The 23,211-nt window shown below is 68.3% G+C and carries 20 protein-coding genes; 8 read left to right on the top strand and 12 right to left on the bottom strand.

Going from position 1 to position 23,211, the window contains the following annotated elements; translation table 11 throughout:
• Positions 1 to 14 precede the first annotated feature (14 nt).
• Both ACOQPE_RS10535 and ACOQPE_RS10530 read right to left on the bottom strand, forming a co-directional pair.
• On the bottom strand, positions 15 to 392 hold the full coding sequence (locus ACOQPE_RS10535) for a hypothetical protein (protein ID WP_420608867.1): 378 nt from the start codon (positions 390 to 392) through the stop codon (positions 15 to 17).
• Between the two features lie 1,054 nt (positions 393 to 1,446).
• A complete protein-coding gene (locus ACOQPE_RS10530) occupies positions 1,447 to 2,526 on the bottom strand; it encodes a glycosyltransferase family 4 protein (RefSeq protein WP_420608866.1) in 1,080 nt (359 codons plus the stop codon).
• A gap of 534 nt (positions 2,527 to 3,060) precedes the next feature.
• Between ACOQPE_RS10530 and ACOQPE_RS10525 the strand changes: the two genes are divergently transcribed.
• Together ACOQPE_RS10525 and ACOQPE_RS10520 are read left to right on the top strand one after the other, a co-directional pair.
• Positions 3,061 to 3,579 (top strand): type IV toxin-antitoxin system AbiEi family antitoxin, encoded by a 519-nt coding sequence (locus tag ACOQPE_RS10525; protein WP_420608865.1) that lies wholly within the window; start codon positions 3,061 to 3,063, stop codon positions 3,577 to 3,579.
• 59 nt (positions 3,580 to 3,638) lie between these two features.
• Positions 3,639 to 4,460: a nucleotidyl transferase AbiEii/AbiGii toxin family protein gene (locus ACOQPE_RS10520; protein ID WP_420608864.1), complete on the top strand. Its 822-nt coding sequence runs from the start codon at positions 3,639 to 3,641 to the stop codon at positions 4,458 to 4,460.
• Positions 4,461 to 4,472: 12 nt separating this feature from the next.
• On the opposite strand, the gene ACOQPE_RS10515 is transcribed toward ACOQPE_RS10520, so the two are convergent.
• The 5 genes from ACOQPE_RS10515 to npdG form a co-directional block, all read right to left on the bottom strand.
• Positions 4,473 to 5,408 (bottom strand): phosphatidylinositol mannoside acyltransferase, encoded by a 936-nt coding sequence (locus tag ACOQPE_RS10515; RefSeq protein WP_420608863.1) that lies wholly within the window; start codon positions 5,406 to 5,408, stop codon positions 4,473 to 4,475.
• A gap of 44 nt (positions 5,409 to 5,452) precedes the next feature.
• Complete coding sequence (locus ACOQPE_RS10510; RefSeq protein WP_420608862.1) at positions 5,453 to 6,046, bottom strand: CDP-alcohol phosphatidyltransferase family protein; 594 nt, start codon at positions 6,044 to 6,046, stop codon at positions 5,453 to 5,455.
• Between the two features lie 2 nt (positions 6,047 to 6,048).
• Positions 6,049 to 6,645 carry a hypothetical protein gene (locus tag ACOQPE_RS10505; protein WP_420608861.1) on the bottom strand — a complete coding sequence of 199 codons (597 nt, stop codon included), beginning with the start codon at positions 6,643 to 6,645 and terminating at the stop codon, positions 6,049 to 6,051.
• A gap of 185 nt (positions 6,646 to 6,830) precedes the next feature.
• Positions 6,831 to 7,949, bottom strand: a complete 1,119-nt coding sequence (locus ACOQPE_RS10500; protein ID WP_420608860.1) for a cysteine--tRNA ligase — start codon at positions 7,947 to 7,949, stop codon at positions 6,831 to 6,833.
• A gap of 54 nt (positions 7,950 to 8,003) precedes the next feature.
• Positions 8,004 to 8,810 (bottom strand): NADPH-dependent F420 reductase, encoded by an 807-nt coding sequence (gene npdG / locus ACOQPE_RS10495; RefSeq protein ID WP_420608859.1) that lies wholly within the window; start codon positions 8,808 to 8,810, stop codon positions 8,004 to 8,006.
• A 198-nt stretch (positions 8,811 to 9,008) separates the two neighbouring features.
• On the opposite strand from npdG, the gene fabI reads away from it, so the two are divergent.
• On the top strand, positions 9,009 to 9,788 hold the full coding sequence (gene fabI / locus ACOQPE_RS10490; RefSeq protein WP_420608858.1) for an enoyl-ACP reductase FabI: 780 nt from the start codon (positions 9,009 to 9,011) through the stop codon (positions 9,786 to 9,788).
• A 48-nt stretch (positions 9,789 to 9,836) separates the two neighbouring features.
• Here fabI and lysS read toward each other — a convergent pair whose 3' ends face one another.
• From lysS to ACOQPE_RS10475, 3 genes are all read right to left on the bottom strand, one after another.
• A complete protein-coding gene (lysS, locus tag ACOQPE_RS10485; protein ID WP_420608857.1) occupies positions 9,837 to 11,465 on the bottom strand; it encodes a lysine--tRNA ligase in 1,629 nt (542 codons plus the stop codon).
• 61 nt (positions 11,466 to 11,526) lie between these two features.
• Positions 11,527 to 12,648, bottom strand: coding sequence for a hemolysin family protein (locus tag ACOQPE_RS10480; protein WP_420608856.1), 1,122 nt, complete (start codon positions 12,646 to 12,648; stop codon positions 11,527 to 11,529).
• Positions 12,645 to 13,994, bottom strand: coding sequence for a hemolysin family protein (locus tag ACOQPE_RS10475; RefSeq protein ID WP_420608855.1), 1,350 nt, complete (start codon positions 13,992 to 13,994; stop codon positions 12,645 to 12,647). The genes ACOQPE_RS10480 and ACOQPE_RS10475 overlap by 4 nt, the downstream gene beginning before the upstream one ends.
• An 80-nt stretch (positions 13,995 to 14,074) precedes the next feature.
• Between ACOQPE_RS10475 and ACOQPE_RS10470 the strand changes: the two genes are divergently transcribed.
• The 5 genes from ACOQPE_RS10470 to ACOQPE_RS10450 all read left to right on the top strand — a co-directional run bounded on the left by ACOQPE_RS10470 (position 14,075) and on the right by ACOQPE_RS10450 (position 20,341).
• Positions 14,075 to 16,069: an ABC transporter ATP-binding protein gene (locus tag ACOQPE_RS10470; protein ID WP_420608854.1), complete on the top strand. Its 1,995-nt coding sequence runs from the start codon at positions 14,075 to 14,077 to the stop codon at positions 16,067 to 16,069.
• Positions 16,063 to 18,252, top strand: a complete 2,190-nt coding sequence (locus tag ACOQPE_RS10465; RefSeq protein WP_420608853.1) for an ABC transporter ATP-binding protein — start codon at positions 16,063 to 16,065, stop codon at positions 18,250 to 18,252. The genes ACOQPE_RS10470 and ACOQPE_RS10465 overlap by 7 nt, the downstream gene beginning before the upstream one ends.
• A 72-nt stretch (positions 18,253 to 18,324) precedes the next feature.
• Positions 18,325 to 19,104 carry an ABC transporter ATP-binding protein gene (locus ACOQPE_RS10460; protein WP_420608852.1) on the top strand — a complete coding sequence of 260 codons (780 nt, stop codon included), beginning with the start codon at positions 18,325 to 18,327 and terminating at the stop codon, positions 19,102 to 19,104.
• 28 nt (positions 19,105 to 19,132) lie between these two features.
• Entirely contained in the window at positions 19,133 to 19,624 is a 492-nt protein-coding gene (locus ACOQPE_RS10455) for a nuclear transport factor 2 family protein (RefSeq protein ID WP_420608851.1), read from the top strand.
• Positions 19,625 to 19,630: 6 nt separating this feature from the next.
• Positions 19,631 to 20,341, top strand: coding sequence for a hotdog domain-containing protein (locus ACOQPE_RS10450; protein WP_420608850.1), 711 nt, complete (start codon positions 19,631 to 19,633; stop codon positions 20,339 to 20,341).
• 110 nt (positions 20,342 to 20,451) lie between these two features.
• Here ACOQPE_RS10450 and ACOQPE_RS10445 read toward each other — a convergent pair whose 3' ends face one another.
• Together ACOQPE_RS10445 and ACOQPE_RS10440 are read right to left on the bottom strand one after the other, a co-directional pair.
• Complete coding sequence (locus ACOQPE_RS10445) at positions 20,452 to 21,849, bottom strand: hypothetical protein (RefSeq protein WP_420608849.1); 1,398 nt, start codon at positions 21,847 to 21,849, stop codon at positions 20,452 to 20,454.
• Between the two features lie 66 nt (positions 21,850 to 21,915).
• The gene (locus tag ACOQPE_RS10440) at positions 21,916 to 23,193 is read right to left on the bottom strand and encodes an acyl-CoA dehydrogenase family protein (RefSeq protein ID WP_420608848.1); all 1,278 of its coding nucleotides are present in this window, start codon (positions 23,191 to 23,193) and stop codon (positions 21,916 to 21,918) included.
• Positions 23,194 to 23,211 lie beyond the last annotated feature (18 nt).

Raw genomic sequence — 23,211 nt, 5'->3', positions numbered from 1 at the left:
ACCCTCCCTGCTGACTAGTCCGTACACGAGCACGGCACGCGGAGGTCAACGCCATCCGCCGCGCAGCCGTTCACGCTCACGAGGTCGCGGCTCGTCGCGCGTCGCAAGATCGTCTCGTAATCGGTGTCGTGAAACATGCCGATACGGCCCTCCTGATTCGTCGACGGACGACCGTATGCATCCTCAAGACGCGACCACCAGCGAATGTCCACAGGAGTGCCCTTGACATCGTCATCCTGACCGTCCATCTGAGCGGCCAACCGCGCGAGCGCTGCTGGGCCCTTCAGGAAGCAGTAGACGCAATTGCCAGCGCCGTCCGGAATGTCCAAGTCATAGGGCCGACCCGACCAATAGGTCCTTACGTCGTCCTCGCCAATGCCGTCGTCGCTCAAGGGGCAATACACCAGTTCCCCAGCGGGCTGAATCCGGTCGCGGCATCGCGTACCCATGGCACCCTCGGCCATGAGCGACCGCCACATCGCGGTCCGCACTCGCTCCGGCTCGTCCGCTCGCAAGCCAAGTACCGATACGAATCGCTGTGCATCTCCGAAGCGACCCCAGATGTCAGCCCAACCCCGAGGTCCGCCTACCGGGCGATTCAAATTCACCGAAGTGAAGTCCTGCCACTCCTGCGGTGGGCGCGCCCACGGTTCGGCGCAGGCCACTTGGAGACGCGCCTCGCGCTCGTCACGGTCCAACACTCCCCGGTAGCGATCCGCGACGACGGCGGCCGTGGCCAAGGATGCATCCCTGTGATGGCCCTGGCGTGCCGGTCCCGGTCCGCCGTACAGCCACTCAGCAACCAGATCATGGCCTGGCCGAACCTTTAGCTCCGTGGTACACATGCGTCGCCACCTCGACGGCAGCCTTGTCCACGACACCATCTCTTCGAATGCTTCCCCCCGCGACCGGTAACCGGGCCAGCGTGGATCATCTCGGTCATGGGCCGGCTCCCGGCGAACCAATCGGAAGGTTCGCGAGCGGGTGTAGCCAGATCGTGTCGCCACCTCGACAGCACACCCCTCGTACCACAGGCAGGGCACCCCGAATCGGCCCTCGATCTCCTCGCACACACTTCGAGCGAACTCGTATGTGCCTGGATGCTCTGCTGTCGTGTTCGCAAATAGCACCAAGTCACCGCGGCCATGTTGGAGGACGCCGCCCTGCGCAAGCTTGAGCACCAACATCGCTGAGCTTCGGCCGCCCGAGAAACGCACGACATGTGGAAGCTGTTCGTGTCCGGGCTCCCGATAGGGCAGCGGTGATGAACCGACGGTTGTAGTCATCGTTCGGCGACACGGTTACCAAGCATGCGAGTGCTGAGGGTAGCCACCCGCCGATCACCGCCCCTGCGCAACCGATTCATCCTTGGGCGGCACAGCCAGCCACCGCGACACGTAGTCCAACCGGACGCGGTGCCGTGTGCAAGCACGGCCAGCGGCACCATTAGGCGGCAGCGCGTTGGGCGATGGCGCGCTCGTACATATCGGCGTAGAGGTCTGCCAGGCGGGCCATCGAGAACTGCTCGGCTCGCTGACGGCCCGCCGCCACCAGATCGGCAGATCGATCGAGACGCGTGAGCACACCGATGAGTGCCTCCGCGAGCGCCTTCGGGTCGCCGGGGGGAACGAGCACGGCTTCGTCGCCGATGCTGACGACATTGCGATAACCGGGCAGGTCGCTCGCGACCACCGGCGTGCGCGCCGCCATCGCCTCCAGCAGCACTACGCCGAAGCTCTCGCCATGCAGCGACGGCACGCACAGCACGTCGGCGCCTTTGATGCGCGCCAACTTCTCCGCCTCGCTGACCCGTCCCAGCCATTCGATGCGCGTGTCGCGCTGATGCCTACGTTGCAGCTCCTCGGTCTGTGGGCCCCGCGACATCACCCACAGCCGGACGCCCTCGGGTAGCCGTGACATTGCCTCAAGCAGCACGGCGAGGCCCTTGCGCGGCTCGTGACGGCCGATGTAGGCGATAGTGGGTGCTTCGACGCGCTTGGGCACCGCATCGTCGAAGTGGTCGAGTTCGACGCCGTTGAAGACAAGCTCGTAGTCGCCGCCGACACCGTTGCGAGCCATCTCGGCGGCGTCAGCCGAGACTGCGGCTCGAACGTCGATCCGTGACGCCAGCCACCGCGTTCCCGGCACGAGATAGGCGAGGCTGCCCCCCGCTGCGTGCCAAGTCCCCACGATGGGCGCAGAGCGCAGGAATAGCGCCGTCTGCGTCGGCCCAGGGCACAGCGGCTCGTGCAGGTGCAGAACGTCGAACTCCTCGTCGCGCAGCGCCCGTACCGTTCGCAGCGTGCATGCGAAATCGGGTGCTATCGGGGCGACCGACCCATTCGCGAACGTCGGGATGCTTGCACCGAGCGGCGTGACGCCGGTCTGAGGCGGAGCACCATCGCAGGGCGCCAGCACCCTGGTGTCGTGGCCGTTCGCAGCCAGCGCACGGGCTAGGCCCAGCACCTGTACCTGAACGCCGCCGGCGCTGGTCAGGCTGTACGGCGAGATGATTCCGATTCTCACTCAGCCGTTCCTCACTGTCGAAGGGGCGGTTGCATCAGATGGGCGCATCAGATCGGGCGAACCTCGCCGGCGATCCGCGCGGGAATACTCACTGTCGAACGCGACGCTAGGCGCGGCACAGACGCCACAACAAGACCGATCGTGGCTCGCTTCCCCGTTCGGGGCATTGACGTTGCGGACATTCCGAAGCGTTTCGACGGTTCCTCCACTCGAGGATTTGTTGTCAACAACACGTAAAGTGCGTATTATATGTATGTGAAAGATGTTCAATTGACAGCACGACATGTGCCTCGCAGCCTTGCGGCCATTTTGCAAGACCTCGAATTGCACCAGCCTCAAATTGTCACGGCTGCGTTGCTCCAAGACATCATCCGCCGGACGGGATCGCACTTGGACACACGTGCAGCCGCCGACCGACTCACTCGAGCGGGATGGCTCGTCCCGATACGCGCGCGACACGCATGGGAGTTCGCCCCTGCTGCGCGTGCAGCAGGGGTCGGGTCAGGTGATCCCTGGATCGAACTACGGGCGTTGTTGCAGCGCCAGCCCGACGCCCGCGTCGCCGTAGCGTTCGCGTCCGCTGTGTGGGAACTCGGCTACTCGATGCATCCGCCCAGCCGCCACACCTACGCGCATCAGCCGGGCTGGCGCCCGCCGCGGGCGCTCTGCGAAGCGCGCTCCGCTGCGTTCGACTGGCGTGTGCCCACCGTCGACCGAGACGGCCTTCCGGTGTGGCAAGCCGCGACCATTGTCGTCGCCATCTCCGCCAATCCTGCCCGGCAGCACAACTGGGCAAACGCAGACGGGTGGCTGGCCGAGACCATGCACGCGGCTGACTTGGACGATGTGCTGGCCGAAGCCGAAGGACGCTCGACTGCTGCCCTCGCTCGCCTCGGTCACGTCGCCCGCTGGTCTCAGCGCCACGACATCGCCGACGTCATCAAGCGCACGCTTCCCTCCGCCCACGGCGTCACTTATCTCGGGCCGCGGGACGGCCAAGGCACTTGGGACCCCGAGTGGAAGGTCTACGACGCCTACCTCCCCCAGCGATGATCACTGAAGGCTTCCTCGCCCGTCACCACATGGGCCGCGCTGGCATGGCAGCGCCAGCATTGCTGGATGTCGCCCAAGACTACGCCCTTCACTACCTTCACGAGCAGGGCATCTTCGGCTTCGGCGTCGTGCTCAAGGGTGGAACTTCGCTACGCAAGCTGCGCGCCGGCAATGCCGGTCGCTTCTCCACGGATCTCGACTTTGCCGCTCCCGACGCAGAAACAGCCGCGCTCGTCCTCGACACGCTCGACAATGCCACGACCCACGATGTCGCCTTTCGAATCGGCGAGCGTGGTCCGATGCGCGGGCATCTCGAAATCGACACTCCCCTGGGCCGTCCCGCCATCGCCTCCCGCATCGAGGTTTCCGCTCGGCCCCTCTGGCTCCCGGCCGAAGACCTGACTCCCGTCGCTCTTCCGGTCCACAGCGGGTACGAGTTCGACATGCCCGCCATCCCCACACCCACCCTCGAAGAAGCGATCGCCGAGAAACTTGCCGCATGGCGGCGACGCGCGAAAGTCCGCGACCTGTATGACCTCTACTGGTACGGCCAAGCCACCTTCGATGAGTCGCTTGTCCGTCGCCTTCTTGTCCTCAAGGCTTGGCACGACACAGTTGACGACAAACTCGGGAATGCGCCGTTCGAGCCTGCCGATCTCCTCGACAACTTCGACACCAGCCGACTGCCCTCCGAAGACATCGGCCTGCTCACCCAGCCCGCGGAACCCCAGCATTGGCTCAACCACATGATCACTAGGTTCTCGTTCCTCGCCGCGCTCGACGGTGTCGAAGCGCAGATCGCTGCTTGCTCGCCACGCGACCGCCGTCTGGTCAACCAAACCGTCGCACAACTCGCCGCCCTGCACGAGGCTGCCAACTAACAAAGTCGCTAGTCAGGGGGCATTAGCCACGGTTTGATCCGATGGCCAGTTGGGGCCGAAGAGATGCCACTGGTGCGGTTCTGCGGCGATCAGCGTGACCAGATCGTCGGCGAGTCGCTGGGTGACGGCAGTCACGTCGTCGCGCAGGCGGCCGTGCCGCGTGACATCGATCGGCGGCCGAACCGTGCCCAGGTGCCTGCCCCGGGGGCGGAAGTACACAGCGGTCGGCAGCAGGGCAGCGCCTGATCGCAGCGCCAGCATTGCCGGGCCCGCCGGCAGGGTTGTTCGCTCATCCCCGAAGGTCACCTCGACGCCGTCGTTGGTGAGGTCGCGGTCGCACAGCAGGCAGACGATCTCGTTCCGTCGCAGGGCGCCGAGCACCTCGCGTCCCGCGTTCGGCCCGAGCGGCACGACCCGCATGCCCAATCGCTCACGGAAGTCGGCGAACCACTCGAACAGTTCAGGCGGGTCGAGCGGCTCCACCACCACGGTGATCGGCAGTCGATTGACCGTGGCCATCCAGAACCCGGCCCACTCCCAGCCCCCGAGGTGCGGGAGGGCCAAGATGACGCCGTTGCCGCGTTCGAGGGCTTCCTCCACATGGTGATACGCCGGCACGTCGATGCCCCGGTCCAAGGTGAGCTCGCTCAGCGCGGGCAGGCGGAACGATTCCAGCCAGTAGCGGGCATAGGAGCTGAACGCAGCCGCTGTGGCCCGGTCGAGATCGTCCGTCGAGTCTGCGGCCCAGCGTTGCGCGCGGGCCTGATGCCGCCGGACCATCGCCGCCTTGGCAGGCATCAGCCGGGCGAGTACCGGTCCGGCCAGCTCGGCCACACGCTCGGTGAGCCACAGCGGGGCCAGCCGGGCGGCTGATGCCCCTGCCTGGTACCCCAGCACTATCGCCTTGTCCCGCCCTACCGGGCGGCGAGCTTTGTCCCGCCGTCGCACGGGACGAAGGAGGCCGCGCACACGCTCGCGAAGCGGCGCTGCGTTCACTGCGACATGCGTGCGCTGGCTTGGCGCCACACCTTCACAAAGCGCATCACCGCAGTCACCACCGACAGCGCCAGCAGCACCCAGAGCAATGGAATGAGCAGCACTTCGAAGGCGACTGCGACGGCCAGCACCACCGTCCGCTCGGCACGCTCCATCAGCCCGCCCTTGGCCTCGAAGCCCAGCAGCTCGGCCTTGGCTCGCTCGTAAGAGATCACTGCGCTGACACCGAGCACTGCCATCGGCAGCACCGCCCACTGCGCGCCGTGCTCACCGGCGAGATACCACGCGATGCCGCCGAGCAGCAGGCCGTCGGTGACCCGGTCTGCCGTCGAGTCGAAGAAAGCGCCCCTGCTCGACGAGGTGCCCCGGGCTGCTGCGACCGGCCCGTCAAGGAGGTCCGAGAGCGCGGTGATCACCAGCAGCACGGTTCCCAGCACGAGCCGGCCGGCGCCGATGGCGATGGCACTGGCAGCCGACATGACGAGGCCGAACCCGGTAAGCACATCTGCGCTCAGGCCGATCGCCGCAAGGCCGCGCCCGATCGGCGCCGTGACGCTGTCGACGCCCTTGCGGAACTTGCCGTCGAACACCGTCAGCCCCCGTCGCCGGACGCCGTCGCCGCGCTTGTCTCGATGCCGGCCTGATCCTCGTCGGCAGCGGCCTCATGCTCGCCGGCAGCATCAGGGTCCGAGGCCGTCTCGATCCAGGTCTCGGGATTGTCTTCGACCCACTTCTCAAGCACTGCGCCGTTGAGAGCGTCCACCAGCACCAGACCCCGCTGCTCTGGCGGATCCTCGGCTGAGTAGACGAGCACGCGCCATGTCGGGCGGCTCATCCAGCCGCGCCAGCCCAGCTGGGCGCTGGCATGCCCCACAGCAAAACCGACGTCGGCGACGGCGGCAACCAGCGCCTCGTTCTCGTTGACCGCAAACCGGCGACCCGCTGCGAATTGGTAGATGCCGACGAGAGCAAGGAGCACGCCGCCGGTGGCCACCCCGGTGTTGAGCAGCACCGCATCGCCGCCCCATGCGAGCGCTGCCGTGGCGGCCCAGACGCCCACCGCAAAACACAACGCGCCGGTGATCTTGCGCCGCGAATTGTCGGGGAACTTGTACACGCCGACAAATCCTCGGTCCAAGTCCTCCGGAAGCTCGTCGCGTACCTCGCCAAGTTCGTCTGGCTCGGCCATCGCGGCCAACGCTACCGGCGCGCGGACTGCCGGAACTTCCCCTCGCGTCACCCCTTGCTGCGCGCTCTTGTTCGCTGCCGCTCGGGCCGCAGCTTCACCCAACGGCTCAACCTCTGAGGGTGCCGGAGGGCCTGGCCCGCTGGCCCTGCCAAGCGACACAGCGGGCCGGTCCTCCTGCCAAGAAGCTACAGAACCACGCCCAGCAGGGCCGCAGCGTCGCTGACCGGTGCTCCTTCGGCGACCGCGGCGTCGATGGCCGCCAGCGCGCCGGGAGTGTCGAGGTCATCGTCGAGACGCTCGCGCACCCGTGCCAGCGCACCATCGCCGCGGCCCGCGGCGCGCCAGCGTTCGAGACGGCGGGCTGCGTCGGCCACCCGCTCGGGGGACCAGTCCCAATCTGACCGGTAGTGCGCGCCCAGCAACGCCAGACGCACTGCCATGGGCTCCCAGCGCGCCCGCAGGTCGGCCACGAACGCCAGGTTGCCCGCCGATTTGGCCATCTTGGCGCCGCCGTGCCGCACCATCGACGTGTGCATCCAGTGACGCACGAACGGTCGCCCGGTAGCGGCCTCCGACTGCGCCCGCGAGCACTCGTGGTGCGGGAACACCAGGTCGCTGCCGCCGCCGTGCACATCGACTGTCTCGCCGAGATGCTCCAGCGCCAGCGCCGAGCACTCCACATGCCATCCCGGACGGCCGAGACCCCACGCAGAGGACCACTCGGGCTCACCGGGCGCCGAACGCTGCCAGAGCACGAAGTCGAGCGGGTTGCGCTTGTCGGGGTTGTCGGGCCGGCCGCCACGGCTGCGCGCCAGCTCCACCATCTCGGCGGCATCGAGGCCGCTCAGCTCGCCGAAGCTCTGTGCGGCCGAGACGTCGAAGTACACGTTGTCGCTTGTGCGATAGGCGTGGCCGCTGCGGAGCAGCCGTCCGATCAGTCGCCGGATGTCGGCGATTGCCGATGTCGCTCGGGGCTCGGCGTCGGCGGGCAGCAGGCCCAACGCCGCCATGTCCGCGTCGAATGCGGCGAGCGACCCTGCCGCCAGGTCGAGGTAGTGCACGCCCATGGCACGCGCCCGCGACAGCAGGTCGTCGTCGACGTCGGTGATGTTGCGCACGCAGCGGGTGCGGCATCCCAGGTCGCGCAGTCGGCGTTGGAGCACGTCATAGGCCAGGAACGTGGCAGCGTGACCGACGTGGGTGGCGTCGTAGGGCGTGATGCCGCACACGTACATCCGCACGGTGCGCCCCGGCTGCGCGTCGAGCGGCACGACGGCTCGCTGCTGGGTTTCGTACAGCTTCATCCAGCTTCATCGCCCTGCTTGCAGAGCCCGGCTCATCGGACCGGCCAGGCCGGATCAGTCGGGGACGGTCTCAGCGGCCGGTTGGGCCACATCGGCACCGCTCGGCCCGCCGCCCAGCACGCTGATCGGCACGTGATCCAGACCCACGAGGCGGAGCGCGACCCGGGTGCGGTACCGGGTGTTGAGTTGCATCAGCACAGCAGTGAACGCTTCGATGGCGGTGGCGTTGGACAGATTGCCGCAGTCGAGCGCCCGTGCACCGGGCATGCGGTCCACGATCTCGGCGATGTGCCACGTGGCCTCGCGATGGTCGCTGCAGATGAGGATGTCACCATGCACCGGCTCGTCGAGATTGCCGAGCTCGGTCGCGGGCACGTGCTGGAGGGCTGCAGCAACCCGCGACTCAGGCAGCGTGGCCTGCACCGACGCAGCCACGGAGCCTCTCGGCGGGATGAGCGGCACGAACTCGTCGTCGACGCGGGCCAGCGCGTTGGACATGGTGGCCACGACCTTGCCGCGCAGGTGCTCGGCCACGTCCCGTGCCGTAATCGCCGCCGCATCCCAGGGCGTTGCGATCACCACCGTGGGCTCGGCCGCAGCGAGACTGTTGGCGCCGGGATGGATTCGCAGGCGGCGGTCGGGCCACCGATCCACGATGTTGTCCACGACCTCCATCGACCGGTACTTCGAACGCGAGCCCAGCGTGATCTCGCAGCCGATGTCGGCCAGCCGGGCTGCCAATGCGGCACCCGCGGGCCCGGTGCCGCCGATGATGCCGATCCGGGTGGGTTCAGCACTGCTCGAGGGACTCGCTGCCGCGACCCCGTCAGCGGACCCGTTGGGGGTTGCATCTGCCGGCACGGCGCTCACGGTACGGCCGAGCGCGCCCCACGGCAATGTGACCGGCCGGCGTCTCGCCCGGTGGCTCGGCCTCGGCGCGCCGGATCACGTGCACTCCCGCCGGCGGCGGCACCCAAGTGGCGCGTGGCGCAGCGGTAGCGTCCGGCGAAGAACGGTGCTGTACGCGGCAGCGCCCAGACACCCAGCGGAGGCGAGAGCGTGGCGGGCAGCGGAATCGTGGAAGGCAAGAAATTCCTCATCACCGGCGTGCTCACCGATGCCTCGCTGGCGTTCAACGTGGCGCGCTTGGCGCAGGAGCACGGCGCCGAGGTGGTGCTCACCGGCGCCGGCAGGGGCATCCGGCTTACCGAGCGAGCAGCCAGGCGGCTGCCCGACCCGCCCGATGTGCTGCCGTGCGATGTCACCCTGCCCGACGAGATCGACGCTGTGCGAGCCGATCTGGAGCAGCGCTGGGGCCGACTGGACGGCCTGCTGCATGCCATCGGTTTCGCGCCGGCGAGCTGCCTGGGCGGCAACTTCCTCCACGCCCCCTGGGAGGATGTCGCCACGGCGCTGAACATCTCCGCCTACAGCCTCGCTTCGCTGACGTCACCGATGGCGCCGTTGCTGGCCGAAGCGAAGGGCTCAGTGGTCGGGCTCACCTTCGATGCCAGCGTGGCCTGGCCGGTCTACGACTGGATGGGTGTGGCCAAGGCAGCCTTCGAATCAGCGGCGCGCTATCTGGCCAAGTCGCTCGGACCGCAGGGCATCCGGGTGAACCTGATCTCGGCGGGACCCATCCGCACCATGGCTGCCAAGTCGATCCCCGGTTTCGCCGAATTCGAAGACGCATGGACCGAACGGGCGCCGCTGGGCTGGGACATCACCGACAGCGAGGCCGTGGCCCGCAGCACTCTCGCACTGATGTCGGACTGGTTCGGCGGCACCACCGGCGAGATCGTGCATGTCGACGGCGGCTACCACGCCATGGGCGCCTGACGCCGCACAGGCCGTTGCGCTCGCAGCGGAGACGGCATCACCCGCTGCTCAGCTCAATCGCTGGAGTGTTTCTTCGCGCCCGAGGAATGCCAGGTAACTGCCTGCTCGCGGTCCAGTCTCAGATCCGAAAAGCACCTGATACAGAGCTCCGAATACGAGTGCAGCATCCGAGCGCGGGTCGATCCCGACATCGCGGGCCGACTCGAAGATCTCGTCCTGAATGGCCTTGGAATCCCACTCGGGCAGATTCTTCAGTCGCTGCAAGCAATGGTCGAGGAAGTTGCGCTGGCGTTCGTCCAGCGCACTGCGCTGCTGCGAGGCCTCGGATGCATCGAGCATCTTGACCACACCAGCGAGGTCGGGGCTGCTTGCCATCAGCCGTCGTGCGGTGGCCTCCTTGCGAGACAGCCACTCCGACTCTGCTGCAGACAGATCGACGCCGAGCGATGCGACGTGGTCCGCGAGCTGCATGTGAGGCTGCTGGGCGAGGCTCAGCACCGAGTCGAACGGCGGGCCGAACTCGGGCGCCGCCGGCACATCTGGCCCCAGCGATGCACGCGTCATCGAGTAGAGCTGGCTGTCGTTGGGGCGAGGTTCGCTGCCGGCCGCGGATCGCCAGAGCCGCTCATACTCCACAAATGCCTTGGTGAGACTGGGCACGTCGAGGTCGAAATTGATGGAGCGCCGAGGCTGTGTCCGCAGCACGAGATAGCGCAGCAGTTCGGGCGGCAGCATCTCGACCAGGTCTGACGAGGTCATGCCGATGCCCCGCGACGAACTCATCTTGGCGCCGCCGAGCGTGAAGAACTCGTACGGCACGGGCACGGGCACCGGGCACCGGAGCACTTGGCGGGCGAGCGCGGAGGACACCTCGTGCGATCCGCTGGCGGCCATGTGGTCCTTGCCAGCACCCTCGATCGAGACGCCGAAGAGCTTCCATTTGGCGGCCCACTCCAGCTTCCACGGCAGCTTGCCGTTGCCGCCGAACGGGTTGATGCGGCCGCGGTGCCCGCAGCCCTCGGCCCAGGTCACCAGATCGGCCCTGCACTCGTACGCCACGGTCTCGCCGTCGTAATCGGAGGCGTAGGTGGTGCCGATGCGGCCGCACCGCTCGCAGATGGGCTGGAACGGCAGCCAGTCGTCTGAACGCTCGGCCCCGCTGAGCCTGAGGTAGATCTGCCGCACATCGGCCGCAGCTCGCAGGAAGGTGTCGATGACGTCGTCGAGCCGGCCAGAGCGGTAGACGTCGCTCATGCGGTAGAACTCGACCTCGACGCCGAGCGTCTCGAACGGCCCCGCCGCCGCCGCTGGCGAGCCAGCGGAATCGGACGGCATGCGAGCAGTATCGAACCACTTCCCGGTGAACTCGCCGAAGTACGCTTCGGCCATCGAAGCGCCGCGAAGACCCTCGGGCGCCGGGGCCGCCCACAGCGGCTTGCCCAAGTGCTCTACGAACTGCTTACCGGTGCCGTGCGGGATCTCATCGACCGCATCCATGTCGTCGCAGCCGTACATGAACGTCGTGTCCAGACCGCGCTCTCGGGCCACCCGGGCCAACGCGTCGTGGATCAGCACGCCGCGCAGCGAACCGACGTGCGCACGGCCGCTGGGCGTCTTCGAATCGTTGATCACGACCTGCGGGGAGCAGCCGTCGAGCGCTTTGTCGATCCAAGTCATGATGTGGGGCCCTCGGCCGCACCGGGCCTCGCAACGAGCGGCGAAGCCTAACCAGCAGGGCCTAGTCAGAAGGGAGTGTGCCACCCCCTGGCTCGCCGGTCCGCGCAATATCTGGGATGCCGGCGTCCGGTTCGCCGATCAGGCTGCGCAGCAGATCGTCCAGCGCAACGACCCCGAGCGTGCGCCCATGAGCATCGGCGACGACGGCGAGATGAATGCGAGCGCGCTGCATGCGGCGCAGTGCCTCATCGAGCGCCACGTCGGGACCGAACTGCAGCATCCGGCGCACGAGGCCGCGGCCCGCGGGCCGGGTCGCAGCGACCATCCGGTCCGCCGCGGCCAGATCCACGGCATCACGCTCGACGAACGCCGCCAGATCGTTGCTGTGCAGCATTCCCCGCACATCGTCGGGACCACTGCCCAGCACCACCAGCCGCGAGTGGCCCGTCCGAGCGAACTGCTGCTCGACCGTGGCGATCCCATCGGCAAGGCGCGCGGCCGCGACTTCCCCCGCTGGCGCCATGACCTCGCTGATGGTGGTGGCTTCGAAACGCATCGCCCGTTCGAGCAGAGCGACGTCGGTGGGTGCGATGTGGCCCTCGGCCAGCGAGTCGCGCGCCATGAGCGTCAGCTCGGCAGGAGTTGCCACATCGGCCAGTTCCGAGGTCGGCTGGACACGGAGCATGCGGGTCATGCCATTTGCCACCCATTGCAGCGCCCGGGCGATGGGACGGGCCACATACAGGTAGGCAGCCATGGGCCGGGCGAGCACCAACAGGGTGCGCTCGGGCCCGATGAGCGCCAGGTTCTTGGGCACCATCTCGCCGAACACCATGTGCAGCACGGTCACAATGCCCAGCCCGATGCCGAAGCCGATGGTGTGCAGCACGGCGTCGGGGATCTCGACGATCCCGTGCACGGCGCTCTCGATCAGCCTGGCGATGGCCGGCTCGGTCAGGCGACCCACTGCCAGCGAGCACAGGGTGATGCCCAACTGCGCTCCCCCGAGCGTGGTCAGCACATCGGACTGCATGCGCTGCGCTGCCAGGGCCGAACGCTTGCCCGTCGCTGCGGCGCCGTCCACCACGGCGCGCTTCGCGCCGATGAGGCCGAACTCGATGGCGACGAAGGCGCCGTTGAACACGATGAGCACCAGACCCACCGCAATGGCCAGCGTGGTCATGATGCGCCGCCCCCCGCATCAGCGTCGCCTTCTTCGGCCACCTCAGGAGGCCTGATGCGCACCTCGACCACGCGGAGCCCATCGGTCTGCGTGACCTCGAGGCGCCAGCCGTTCCACATGGCAGCTGCTCCCACCGAGGGGATCTCGCCCAGGCGTTCCAGCACGAAACCCGCCAGCGTCTCGTAGGGCCCTGGCGGCACCGTCAGGCCTGCTGCCTCCTCCACCTCGTCGAGCGTGGCCGTGCCGGCAAGCGTCACCGGTTGGCCCGGCCGGCTGAACGTGAGCACAGCGGGCTCGTCGAACTCGTCGGCGATGTCGCCCACGAGTTCCTCGGCGATGTCCTCGCGGGTGAGAATGCCGGCGGTGCCGCCGTGCTCGTCCACCACCACGCACAGCCGGCAGTCCGAGGCTGCCATGTCGGCGAGGACGCCATCGAGTTTGCGGCTCTCGGCCACCGCGACGACGGGCCGCATGATCGACTCCACGAGCGTGCGGTCACGCTCGGCCGCGTCGATACTGAACACATCGCGGACTTCGGCGATGCCGAGCACGTCGTCAGAGCTTGCGCCGAGCACCGGGAACCGGGAATGCCCGCTGGTGCGCGCCAGTTCCACCAGCTCCGCGAGCGTTGCTGCAGCGCTCGCGGCCGACATCGACGTACGCGGCGTCAGCGCGTCGGCTGCGTCCTTGCGACCCAGGCGCAGCGTTCGCACCAGCAGATCGGCCTGGGCGTCGCTGAGCGTCCTGCGGCGCGACGAGCGCACCACGTACTCCAGCTCGTCGCGGGTGCGCACGATTCGGAGCTCTTCGGTGGGCTCGAGGCCCAGCCCGCGCACAGTGGCGTTGGCTATGCCGTTGAACAGCAGCGTGAGGGGCGCGGCGATGGTGCCGTAGAGGCGCAGGACCGGTGCCAGTGCGAGCGAGGTGCCCAGCGGCCGCGACACGGCCAGATTCTTCGGGAGCAGCTCACCGAAGACCATCTGGAAGGCCGCGGCGAGCGCGATCGCCACCACGGCGACCACCCCGGCCGATGCCAGCGAGGAGCCCCAGCCGCCCAACGCCCATTCGATCAACCGGCCCACGGTGTCTTCGGCGATGATGCCGAGTACCAGCGACGTCAGCGTGATGCCGAGCTGAGCGCCGGCGAGATGAAAGTTGAGCCGCCGCAGCAGCGACCGTACGCCGCGGGCTCGTCGTTGCCCTTGGCCGGCCAGAACGTCGACCTGCGAGGTATCCACAGCAAGCAAGCAGAACTCGCCTGCCACGTACACGCCATTCAAGACGATGAGCGCGACGACAATCCCAAGTCCTGCGATGAGTCCCAGCGTCATGCCGGTGCCGTGCACCCCCGAGCGCCCCAGTGGCGCCGTCCACGGTACCCGCAAGCTCCGGCCTGCCGAACAGGGGCGCCGGTAGCCTCGCCGGGATGCGGGTGGCCCCACCCACTGCGCCCGCGGAGTCCGCCGCGCAGCCCGATCCCAACGCCGACGGCGCGCCTCCCGAGGCGAATTCAGCCGACGAACTCGGCGACGAATTCAGCGGCGATTGGATCCGAGCGGACCGTTCGCTGAGCTGGATCCGGCGACTCGGACCACTGCTGCGACGCCAGCGGGCGCGCATCGTCGTCGCGGTGATCGCCGCCATCTTGGCGACGGGAGCGGGGGCCATTGCACCGTGGATCGCCGGCTTGGCCGTCGACGCCGCAGTTCTCGGGCTCGAAGGCGCCGGCTCGAGCTCGCTGTGGGCGTTTGTCATCGCCCTGGTGGGGCTCGGCGTCGCACGCGGCATCTTCACCTACGCCTACCGCTACGGGCTCTTCTCCATGGGCCACCGGGTGGAGTTCCAGCTGCGCACGCTGCTCTTCTCCCACCTCAGCAGGCTGTCGTTCGCGTTCTACGACAGGGTGCAGACCGGCGAGATCATCTCCCGCTCCAACTCCGACATCCGCTCGGTGCAGATGTATCTGGCTTTCGCGCCGATTGTGTCGGTGCAGCTCTTGAGCTTCGTGGTGGCGATCGCGGTCATGGCATGGATCAGCCTGCCGCTGACTGCCATCACGATGCTGATCATGCCCGCCGTCTACGTGCTGGGCCAGCGGTTGCGCCGCATCATGTTCCCGCTGTCGTGGATCATCCAGTCACGCAACGCTGAGGTCGCCACCGTCACCCACGAGAGCGTGAACGGCGTTCGTGTCGTGAAGGCCTTTGCCGCCGAGGCCCGTCAGGTGGAGGAGATGGCCCGGGCGACCCAACGACTGCGCTGGGCCAACATGCTGCAGCACAACACCAGGGCGCACTACACGCCGGTCGTCGAGAACCTGCCGAACTTGGCAATGGCGATGGTGCTGCTGGTGGGCGGTCACCTGATCATCGGCGACTCGCTCTCCGTGGGCAATCTGGCCACCTTCTACCTGTACATCCTGCTGCTGCAGGCGCCGTTCCGGTTCATCGGGATGCTGTTCATCTTCGGCCAGCGGGCCAAGGCGTCCGCAGAGCGCATCTTCCAGGTGCTCGATGAGCCGGTGCTCGTGGCAGACCGTCCCGGCGCGGTCGATCTACCCCAACGAGAGGGCTCGCACGGCGGGCCTTCGGGCATGGAAGTGCGATTCGACGGCGTGCGATTCGCCTACGGCACCGAGACGGTCGGGGGCGTAGCGGGAACAGCAAGCGCCGATAGCGATGCGCCGCTGGTCTTCGACGGGCTCGACTTGCACATCGGCGCCGGCGAGCGGGTCGCGGTCGTCGGGCGTACCGGCTGCGGCAAATCGACGCTCGCCCGGCTGCTGATGCGCTTCTACAGCCTCGGCAGCGGCACCATCTCGGTCGACGGTCACGACGTGAACGCCCTCACCGGCGACAGCCTGCGCCGAGCCGTCGGCCTCGTGCCCGACGAGCCTTTCTTGTTCTCGGCCAGCATTCACGACAACATCGCCTACGCACGGCCCGATGCCGCCAGGTCAGATGTGGTCGCCGCTGCCACCGCGGCACAGGCCCACGACTTCATCAGCGAGCTCGACGAGGGTTACGACACCGTGGTCGGCGAGCGCGGCTACGACCTCTCAGGCGGCCAGCGCCAGCGCATCGCCATCGCACGGGCGATCCTCGCCGATCCCGCCGTGCTGATTCTCGACGACGCCACGAGCTCCATCGACGTGGCGCACGAGGCGAAGATCCACGAGGCACTCACCGAGCTGCTCGCCGAGCGCACGACCATCGTGATCGCTCACCGGCTGTCCACGATCAGCCTGGCTGACCGGGTGATCCTGCTGGACGGCGGGCGAGTTGCTGCCGACGGCACCCACGCAGAGCTGATGGCCACCGAGCCCCGCTATGTCGAGGTGCTGGCCGCGGGGGGCGACACGAGCGATCCGGACCGATTCGCCACCGCCGACGGCACGCCCGGGAGCAGCGGATCATGGTGATGGTCGGCGGCCCCGGCCACATGGGGCCGACCGCGACACAGGCCAGCGCCGCAGCGGGGCTGCCGTTCGCCGGCGTGCCGACCGAGATGCAGGAAGGCGCGAACAAGCTGCTGGAGGCCGAGCCGGCCCACCCCGAGCCGGACGTCGACTTCGACCATGTCGCCGGAGGTGCCGGGGGCGGGCGGGCGCGCCCGTTCGGCCTGCGGGACATGCTGGTGCCGCACAGCTGGAGCGTGGGCCTGGCACTGCTGCTGCTCTGCCTCGAGACCACGGCGATGCAAGCGGTGCCGGTGCTCTTCCAGCAGGGCATCGATCGCGGCATCGAGGCGGGCGACCGCTTCGCGCTCAACATGGTGGTGCTGATCTTTCTCGGCGTTGTCGCAGTGAGCATCCTGCTCAGCCGGCTGCGTCAACGCCTGAACGGGCGCATTGCCGAACAGGTCATGTTCGACCTGCGGTTGCGCCTGTTCAGCCACTACCAACGGCTCTCGCTCGACTGGTACACCACGGCCAAGTCCGGCGTGCTGCTCAGCCGCATGACCTCCGACATGGAGTACGTGGCGCTGCTCATCAACGAAGGCTTCGTGAACCTGCTGATCCAGGTGCTCACGGTGTGCGTCGTGACCGTGGTGCTGTTCACCTACAACCCGGTCTTGGCGGTGATCCTGCTCGTAGGGATCGTGCCGCCTTTGGTGGCCCTGACGCTGTGGTTCCGGGCCCGCAGCGAGGCGGGCTACGGCGAGATCCGCGACCGCATCGCCGACGTGCTGGCCGACCTGTCCGAGAATCTGGCCGGGATCCGGGTGATTGCAGCCACCGGGCGTCGCCTGGAGAACGCGGTGCGGCACCGCAAGGTGACCGCTCGCTTCCGCGACGCCAACCTGTCAATGTCCCGGGTGCAGGCGATCTACGGGCCGAGCACCGAGGCGATCGGCATTGCCGCCCAGGGACTGGTGCTGGCGATCGGCGGGGCGATGGTGGTGCGAGGCAGCCTCACCGTCGGGGAGCTCGGCGCGTTCGTGCTGTATGTCACCAGGTTCTTCGCCCCGATCCAGCAGCTCGCGCAGCTCTACAGCACCTACCAGCAAGGCCAGTCCGGTCTCCGCAAGATCAGCGAGGTGCTGGCAACACAGCCGACCGTGCGCCAGCATCCCGACGCGGCTGAGCTGCCACCGGTGAGCGGTCACATCCGGCTCGAGAACGTGTCGTTCGCCTATGACGACGATGCGGCCACCGCGGGCACAGCCGGCGACGGCAGCAACAGCACAGCCGGCGACAGGGTGAATGGCGACGCAGACGAGTCGCGACGGATGCGAGTGTCGTTCGACCCACTGGGGATGGGGCCGACGGCGAATGGCGAGCACGCAGAGCGCAACGGCGCCGGCCAGCCACCCTTTGGCGATGCCGAGGGCGGCATTGCCGGCAGCGACGAGCCGTTTGGCGATGACCCGCCCGAGGTGCTGAGCGATGTCAGCCTCGACATCCGCCCCGGCGAGACGTTCGCCCTAGTGGGGCCGACGGGCGCGGGCAAGAGCACGATCGCAAAACTGATCATCCGCTTCTACGACCCGACAGCAGGCCGGATCACGATCGACGGCTGGGACCTGCGTGACGTCACGCTGTCGTCGCTGCGCAACCAGCTCGGCGTTGTTCCCCAGGAGCCGTTCCTGTTCCACGGCACCATCCGCGACAACGTGGCATTCGGCCTGCGCGACCGCGCCGGGAGCGAGGGCGACACCCAGCTCGACGCCGACATCGACGCGGCGATCGACCTGGTCGGTCTGCGCCGGTTGATCGACAGCCTGCCCGATGGCGCGGACACCCAGGTACACGAGCGGGGCGTGTCGCTGTCGGCCGGCGAGCGGCAGCTCTTGGCGCTGGCCCGGGCGTTCGTGGCGCGGCCGAGGGTGATCGTGCTCGACGAGGCCACGTCCAGCGTCGATCTCAGCACCGAGGCCGAGATCGAGGGTGCGCTGGACCTGCTGCTGGAAGGCCGCACGGCGGTGCTCATTGCGCACAGGCTGGCGACGGCGATGCGAGCCGACCGCATCGCCGTGATCGACGAGGGTGGCGTGGTGGAGCTGGGCACCCACGACGAGTTGGTGGCGCTGGGCGGGCAGTACGCCGGGATGTATGCGACGTGGGTGGCACACGCCGGCGAAGGCCGCCGCGGCGAGACGTGAGCACTCGTGAGTGACGCCCATCCTCTGCCCGCAGATCGGCCTTCAGCCCAGCCGACAGTCTCCCTGCGGAATGTGACCGCATCCCTGCGGAATGTGTCAGTCGTCTACGACGGCACCACCGTGCTGGGACCGCTCGACTGGCAGATCGCTCCCCACGAGCGGTGGATCGTGCTGGGACCGAACGGATCGGGCAAGACCAGCCTCATCAAGATCCTGTCGCTCTACCGGTTCCCCACCACTGGCACAGTCGAGGTGCTGGGCGAGCGGTGGGGTGCCGTCGATGTGCGCGAACACCGGCGGCGCATCGGGCTGGCGAGTTCGTCGCTGCGCGATCAGTTCCGGCCGAACATCAGCGCCCTCGACATCGTGATGACAGCGCGATACGCCGCGTTGGAGACGTGGTGGCACACCTACACCGATACCGACCGATCGAGCGCGCGGGCATGCCTGGAACGCGTGGGCGCCGGTCCGCTGGCTGACCGGGCGTTCGCCACGCTGTCATCGGGCGAACAGCAGCGCGTGCAGCTGGCTCGCACGCTCATGGGCCGTCCGGAGCTGCTGCTGCTCGACGAGCCGACCGCCGGTCTGGACCTCGCAGGCCGGGAGCAGCTCGTGGCCAGTCTGGAATCGCTGGCCGCGGATCCTGAGACTCCGGCAACGGTGCTGGTGACCCACCACACCGACGAGATCCCGCCGTCGTTCACCCACGGGCTGCTGCTGCGCGACGGTCTGCCGCTGGCGTGCGGCCCTCTGGGCGACGTGCTCACCGCCGAGTCGCTGTCGGAGTGTTTCTCGCACAAGCTGAGGCTCGAACGGCGCGATGGCCGCTGGCTGTCATGGGCGGTGGACTAGCCAAAAGGGGGCCTGCGAGACTGGCGGCATGAGCGAGCACGCCAGCACAGGCATCACCGAAGGCACTCCGGAAGCGGCCGCGGACATCGAAGCGCGGATCACCGGCTACTTCGATGCCTGCACCAGCGGCGACGCAGCGGCAGTGGCGGGACACTTCACCGATGACGCCGTGGTCTACGACACGAACCATGCCCCAGTGCGAGGTGCGGCAACGATCGGGCGCTTCTGGTCGCGCATCGCCTCCAAGTGGCAAGGCGCGTCGTGGCACTGCGAGCGGCTGGTGACCGACGGCGACACCGCAGCGATCGAATGGAAGATGTCTGGCACGAGCGCAGCGGGCGCCGACGGCGAGGTGCCGTTCGCCGTGCGGGGCAGCGAGCACTACGACTTCGGCCCGCGCGACGACTCCGGCGAGCGGCTGATCGCCGAGATCCGCCAGTACTGGACATTCGACCTCGAGCACCCGTCCAGCGAACTGGTCGGTTACCCCTACGGCGAGTCTGACCGGCTCGGCAGCTGACAGCCCGTGAACGACCCGTCGCCGCGCCGCGACGCCGATCTCGAAGCGGCCGGTGACCTGCACCTCATCTATCCCGACACCCAGCTCGCCGAGCGCAGCGCTGCGGCCGGGGCGCTGCGGCGGCTGGCACACGCCTTCGTGCGTCATCGCACCGACCCCGAGACGCTGGCGGAGATCGCCGCGTGGGCCGAGGCGACCGCCGGGCGGCTCGAAGCCGGCTCAGCACCGGTTCCGAGACCGGCCGACTACTTCGCGCGTCGCTACACCGATCCTCGGCCCGCTGACGGCGCCGAGGTGACGGCATTCAGCGATCGGGCTTTCAGCGGACCGGCCAATCCCACCGCGATGGAAGTCGACATGCGCCGTGACGGCGACGGCGTGAGGGCACTGGTCACCTTCGGCGCGGCTTTTGAAAGCGCTCCGGGACGTGCACACGGCGGCTCGGTATGTGCCGTGGTCGACGACGTTCTGGGCTACCTCATGGTCTGCCTGGGTATCGCCGCCTACACCGCACGCCTGGAGATCGACTACCGGGGCGGCGTCCCCATCGACGAGCCGGTGATCTTCGCCGGGCGCGAAACCCGCCGCGAGGGCCGCAAGTCGCACGTCGAGCTCGCCGTGCGCGCCGCCAGCGCAGCACCCGACGCACCCCCGCTCATCGAAGCCAACGGCCTGTTCGTCATCGTCACCGCAGATCAACTCGCCAAAGACGGTTAAGCACAGACGACCGAGCTGCGGAGGCTGCAGGAGACTCGGCGACGTTGCGACCTGCCGGATCGCTGGTCGCTGAGGATCCTGCCGCCTCCGCTGCGGGCGCGCGTACTCCCTCAGCCACTCGGCGAACGCAAAATGAGCTGTCCCAGCGGTTCGCCCACATGAGCCCGGCCCGAAGGCAGCTCCCCCTCGGCAGCCTCGACATCCCAGACCATGACATCGTTGTCGAGCGTGTACAGCAGGTATCGGCTGTCGGGCGCCCACGCCATGTCTCCGAGGTCGATGCCGATCTCGGGCGAGTGGCGACCCCAATCCTCGGCCAAGTCCACCACCACCACACCCGCTGGCGTGCCGTTGCCATGCAGGAGCCGCAGCGCGATGCGATTGCCGTCCGGCGACATCAATCCTTGCTCGCTCCATCTGTCCGGCGACGCCGCCTGCAGCTCTGCGGGCAGCTCCACTCGCCGCTCTGAGATCACCCCGGTGGAAATCGGGTAGCCCTCGCAGAACGTCGAGCAGTCCTGCGCCAGCTCGGCCTGGTCGTCGCGCTCGCCGAAGCGGCCCGACGCCTCTGCGCAGATCTCCTCGCACCAGTCGTCGCGGCGATCTGGGCCCACAGTGGCACTGAATGAGATGTCAGTGATCTGGCAGCCGTACTCCTCGCACTGCAGCCGAACAACATGACCATCGCCAACGGCGAGCACCCGGCCGGTACCGAGCTGCAGCGCTGCGTTTCGCCCGTCGAGCGCCATGACGCTGCCCGCCATCGACACGACGACATGATCGCCGAGCGCCCCGTGCACGATCGCCTCGTTGGGCATCTGCACCGCCGAGCGGAACACACCGTCGGGGCCGACCACCCGGGCGAACAGATGCTCAGTGCCGCGCACCACCCCCACGATCCCCGGCGGGCTGTAGGCGGGCAGCACTTCGGCTACGTCTTCGGCGATGACGACGGTGTCGCCGCTGTCGATGTCCACCCGCAATACGTCGCGCCTGATGCCCACCACGAGCGCCCCGTCGAGATCGACAAGCGTGTGCGGCAGGCCGGGCAATGGCACGAACCGTGCCTCGCCGGTCAGCAGATCGAGCTGGTACAGGAAGCCGCGGATGTCGCCCGTCGGGTCGCCGGCGAGCGTGGCGATCATCTCGGCGGCGGGGCGTGCTGGCGGCAGCTCGCCGACGGCTGCGTCGAGCGCAGTCGGCGGTGGCAGTGTCGTGCGCGGCGGCTGCGCCGGTGCCGTGGTGGTCGTCGTCGCGGGGGGTTCGGTCGTGGTGGTCGTCGGTGCCAGCGCGGCATCCGGCTCGCTGTCGCTGCGTACCCACGCCACGACCAGTGCAGCCACGGCCAAGGCCGCGGCGAGGCTTGCGAACACGGCCAAGCGCGGCGCCGACGACGGCCGTCGCTCCACCACCGTCTCCTGCACGCTGGCGAAATCGGCGCCGCCCTCCGGCAGGATCTCAAGGCCCTGCGGCGACTCCGGACCCTCGGGCGGTTCGGTCATGCTCACCGCTTCACATTCTGTGCCGCCCGCTGGGCGTGCGTTCCCCGATGGCCTCGAGCAAGGTACAGCGCGCTACCAAGACGTTGCGTTCTGGGCAAGTTCCCGGAACGGCGTAGCCGGATCGGGGCCGGGCTCTCTGGGGAGACCGAGCACCCGCTCGCCGAGGATGTTCCGCTGGATCTCGTCGGTGCCGCCGTAGATCGACGGCGCCGGCGAGAAGACCGCCATCTCCTGCAGCACGCCGTCGGTCGCGGCTTCGTCGCCCCACAGGGTCATGTCCGCGCCGAGGATGGTGCTTGCGAGCGACCGGGCGCGGCGCAGGGCCGCGGTCATGCGCAGCTTCGCCAAGTTGCCCTCGCCGCCGGTGCGCTGGGATTTCTGGCGGCTGCGCATTGCTGACAGCCGCATCACCTCGAGATCGGTGTGCAGCGCCGCAAGTTCTTGGCGGACGACCGGGTCGCCGGCACGGCCGCGGGTGCGAGCTTCTTCGCTGAGCTGGTTGAACGTGCCGGGGCCCACTCCCCCAGCCGCCAGCGGGAGCCGCTTGCCGCGAAACGTGCCGGCTGGCCGGTCGAGGTGACCGGCGATGGAGCCGGGATGCGCCGCTGCGAATGCGAGGCCGTGGCTGCCGCCGATGCCGGCCCGCTCAACCATGAGCGTGGTATTGGTCACTCGCCAGCCGTCGTTCAGCTCGCCGATGACATTCGCATGGGGCACCCGTGCCCCGTCGATGAACACCTCGTTGAACAGCGACCGGCCGGTCATCTCGCGCAGCGGCCGAACCTCCACGCCGTCCTGGTCCATCTCGAAGGCGAACCAAGTGAGGCCCCGGTGCTTGGGGGCTTCAGGGTCGGTGCGCGCGACCAGCATGCCGAGATCTGCATGCGCGCCCTCAGAGGTCCACACCTTCTGGCCGGTGACGATCCACTCGTCGCCGTCGCGGATGGCCTTGGTCTGCAGACCGGCGAGGTCGCTGCCTGCTCCAGGCTCTGAGAAGAGCTGGCACCACGATTCGGTGCCGTTCAAAATGGCCGGCACGAAGCGCTCGATCTGTTCGGGTGTGCCGTGCTCGAGAACGGTGGGCGCCGCCAGCAACATGCCCAGCCCTGCCGGTGCCCCGATGGCACCAGCGGCACGCATCGCTTCGACCAGTACCCGTGTCTCACTGCGACCCCAGCCCCGGCCGTGCGGCTCGGGCAGCGTCGGGTTCGACAGCTTGGCGGCAGCCAGGCGCTGCCACCATTCCTGCACGCTGGCCTCGGGATCCCAGTTGTCCGCGAGCCAGGCATCGAGCTCGGACCTGAGCTCGCCATCCGACGTTGCGCTTACAGATGCCCGCCGCTCGCTCATGGCGGCGAACCCTACCGT

Source organism: Candidatus Poriferisodalis sp. (genome assembly GCF_965219595.1).
Lineage (GTDB): Bacteria > Actinomycetota > Acidimicrobiia > Acidimicrobiales > Poriferisodalaceae > Poriferisodalis.
This window is presented reverse-complemented; position numbering and strand designations above follow the sequence as displayed.

Excerpts from the sequence above, each read along its gene's own strand:
- ACOQPE_RS10480 (WP_420608856.1), bottom strand. The coding sequence starts at position 12,648 with ATGACCACGCTGGCCATTGCGGTGGGTCTGGTGCTCATCGTGTTCAAC.
- ACOQPE_RS10455 (WP_420608851.1), top strand. The coding sequence starts at position 19,133 with ATGAGCGAGCACGCCAGCACAGGCATCACCGAAGGCACTCCGGAAGCG.
- ACOQPE_RS10505 (WP_420608861.1), bottom strand. The coding sequence starts at position 6,645 with ATGGCCGAGCCAGACGAACTTGGCGAGGTACGCGACGAGCTTCCGGAG.
- ACOQPE_RS10500 (WP_420608860.1), bottom strand. The coding sequence starts at position 7,949 with ATGAAGCTGTACGAAACCCAGCAGCGAGCCGTCGTGCCGCTCGACGCG.
- ACOQPE_RS10470 (WP_420608854.1), top strand. The coding sequence starts at position 14,075 with ATGCGGGTGGCCCCACCCACTGCGCCCGCGGAGTCCGCCGCGCAGCCC.
- lysS (WP_420608857.1), bottom strand. The coding sequence starts at position 11,465 with ATGACTTGGATCGACAAAGCGCTCGACGGCTGCTCCCCGCAGGTCGTG.
- ACOQPE_RS10465 (WP_420608853.1), top strand. The coding sequence starts at position 16,063 with ATGGTGATGGTCGGCGGCCCCGGCCACATGGGGCCGACCGCGACACAG.
- ACOQPE_RS10440 (WP_420608848.1), bottom strand. The coding sequence starts at position 23,193 with ATGAGCGAGCGGCGGGCATCTGTAAGCGCAACGTCGGATGGCGAGCTC.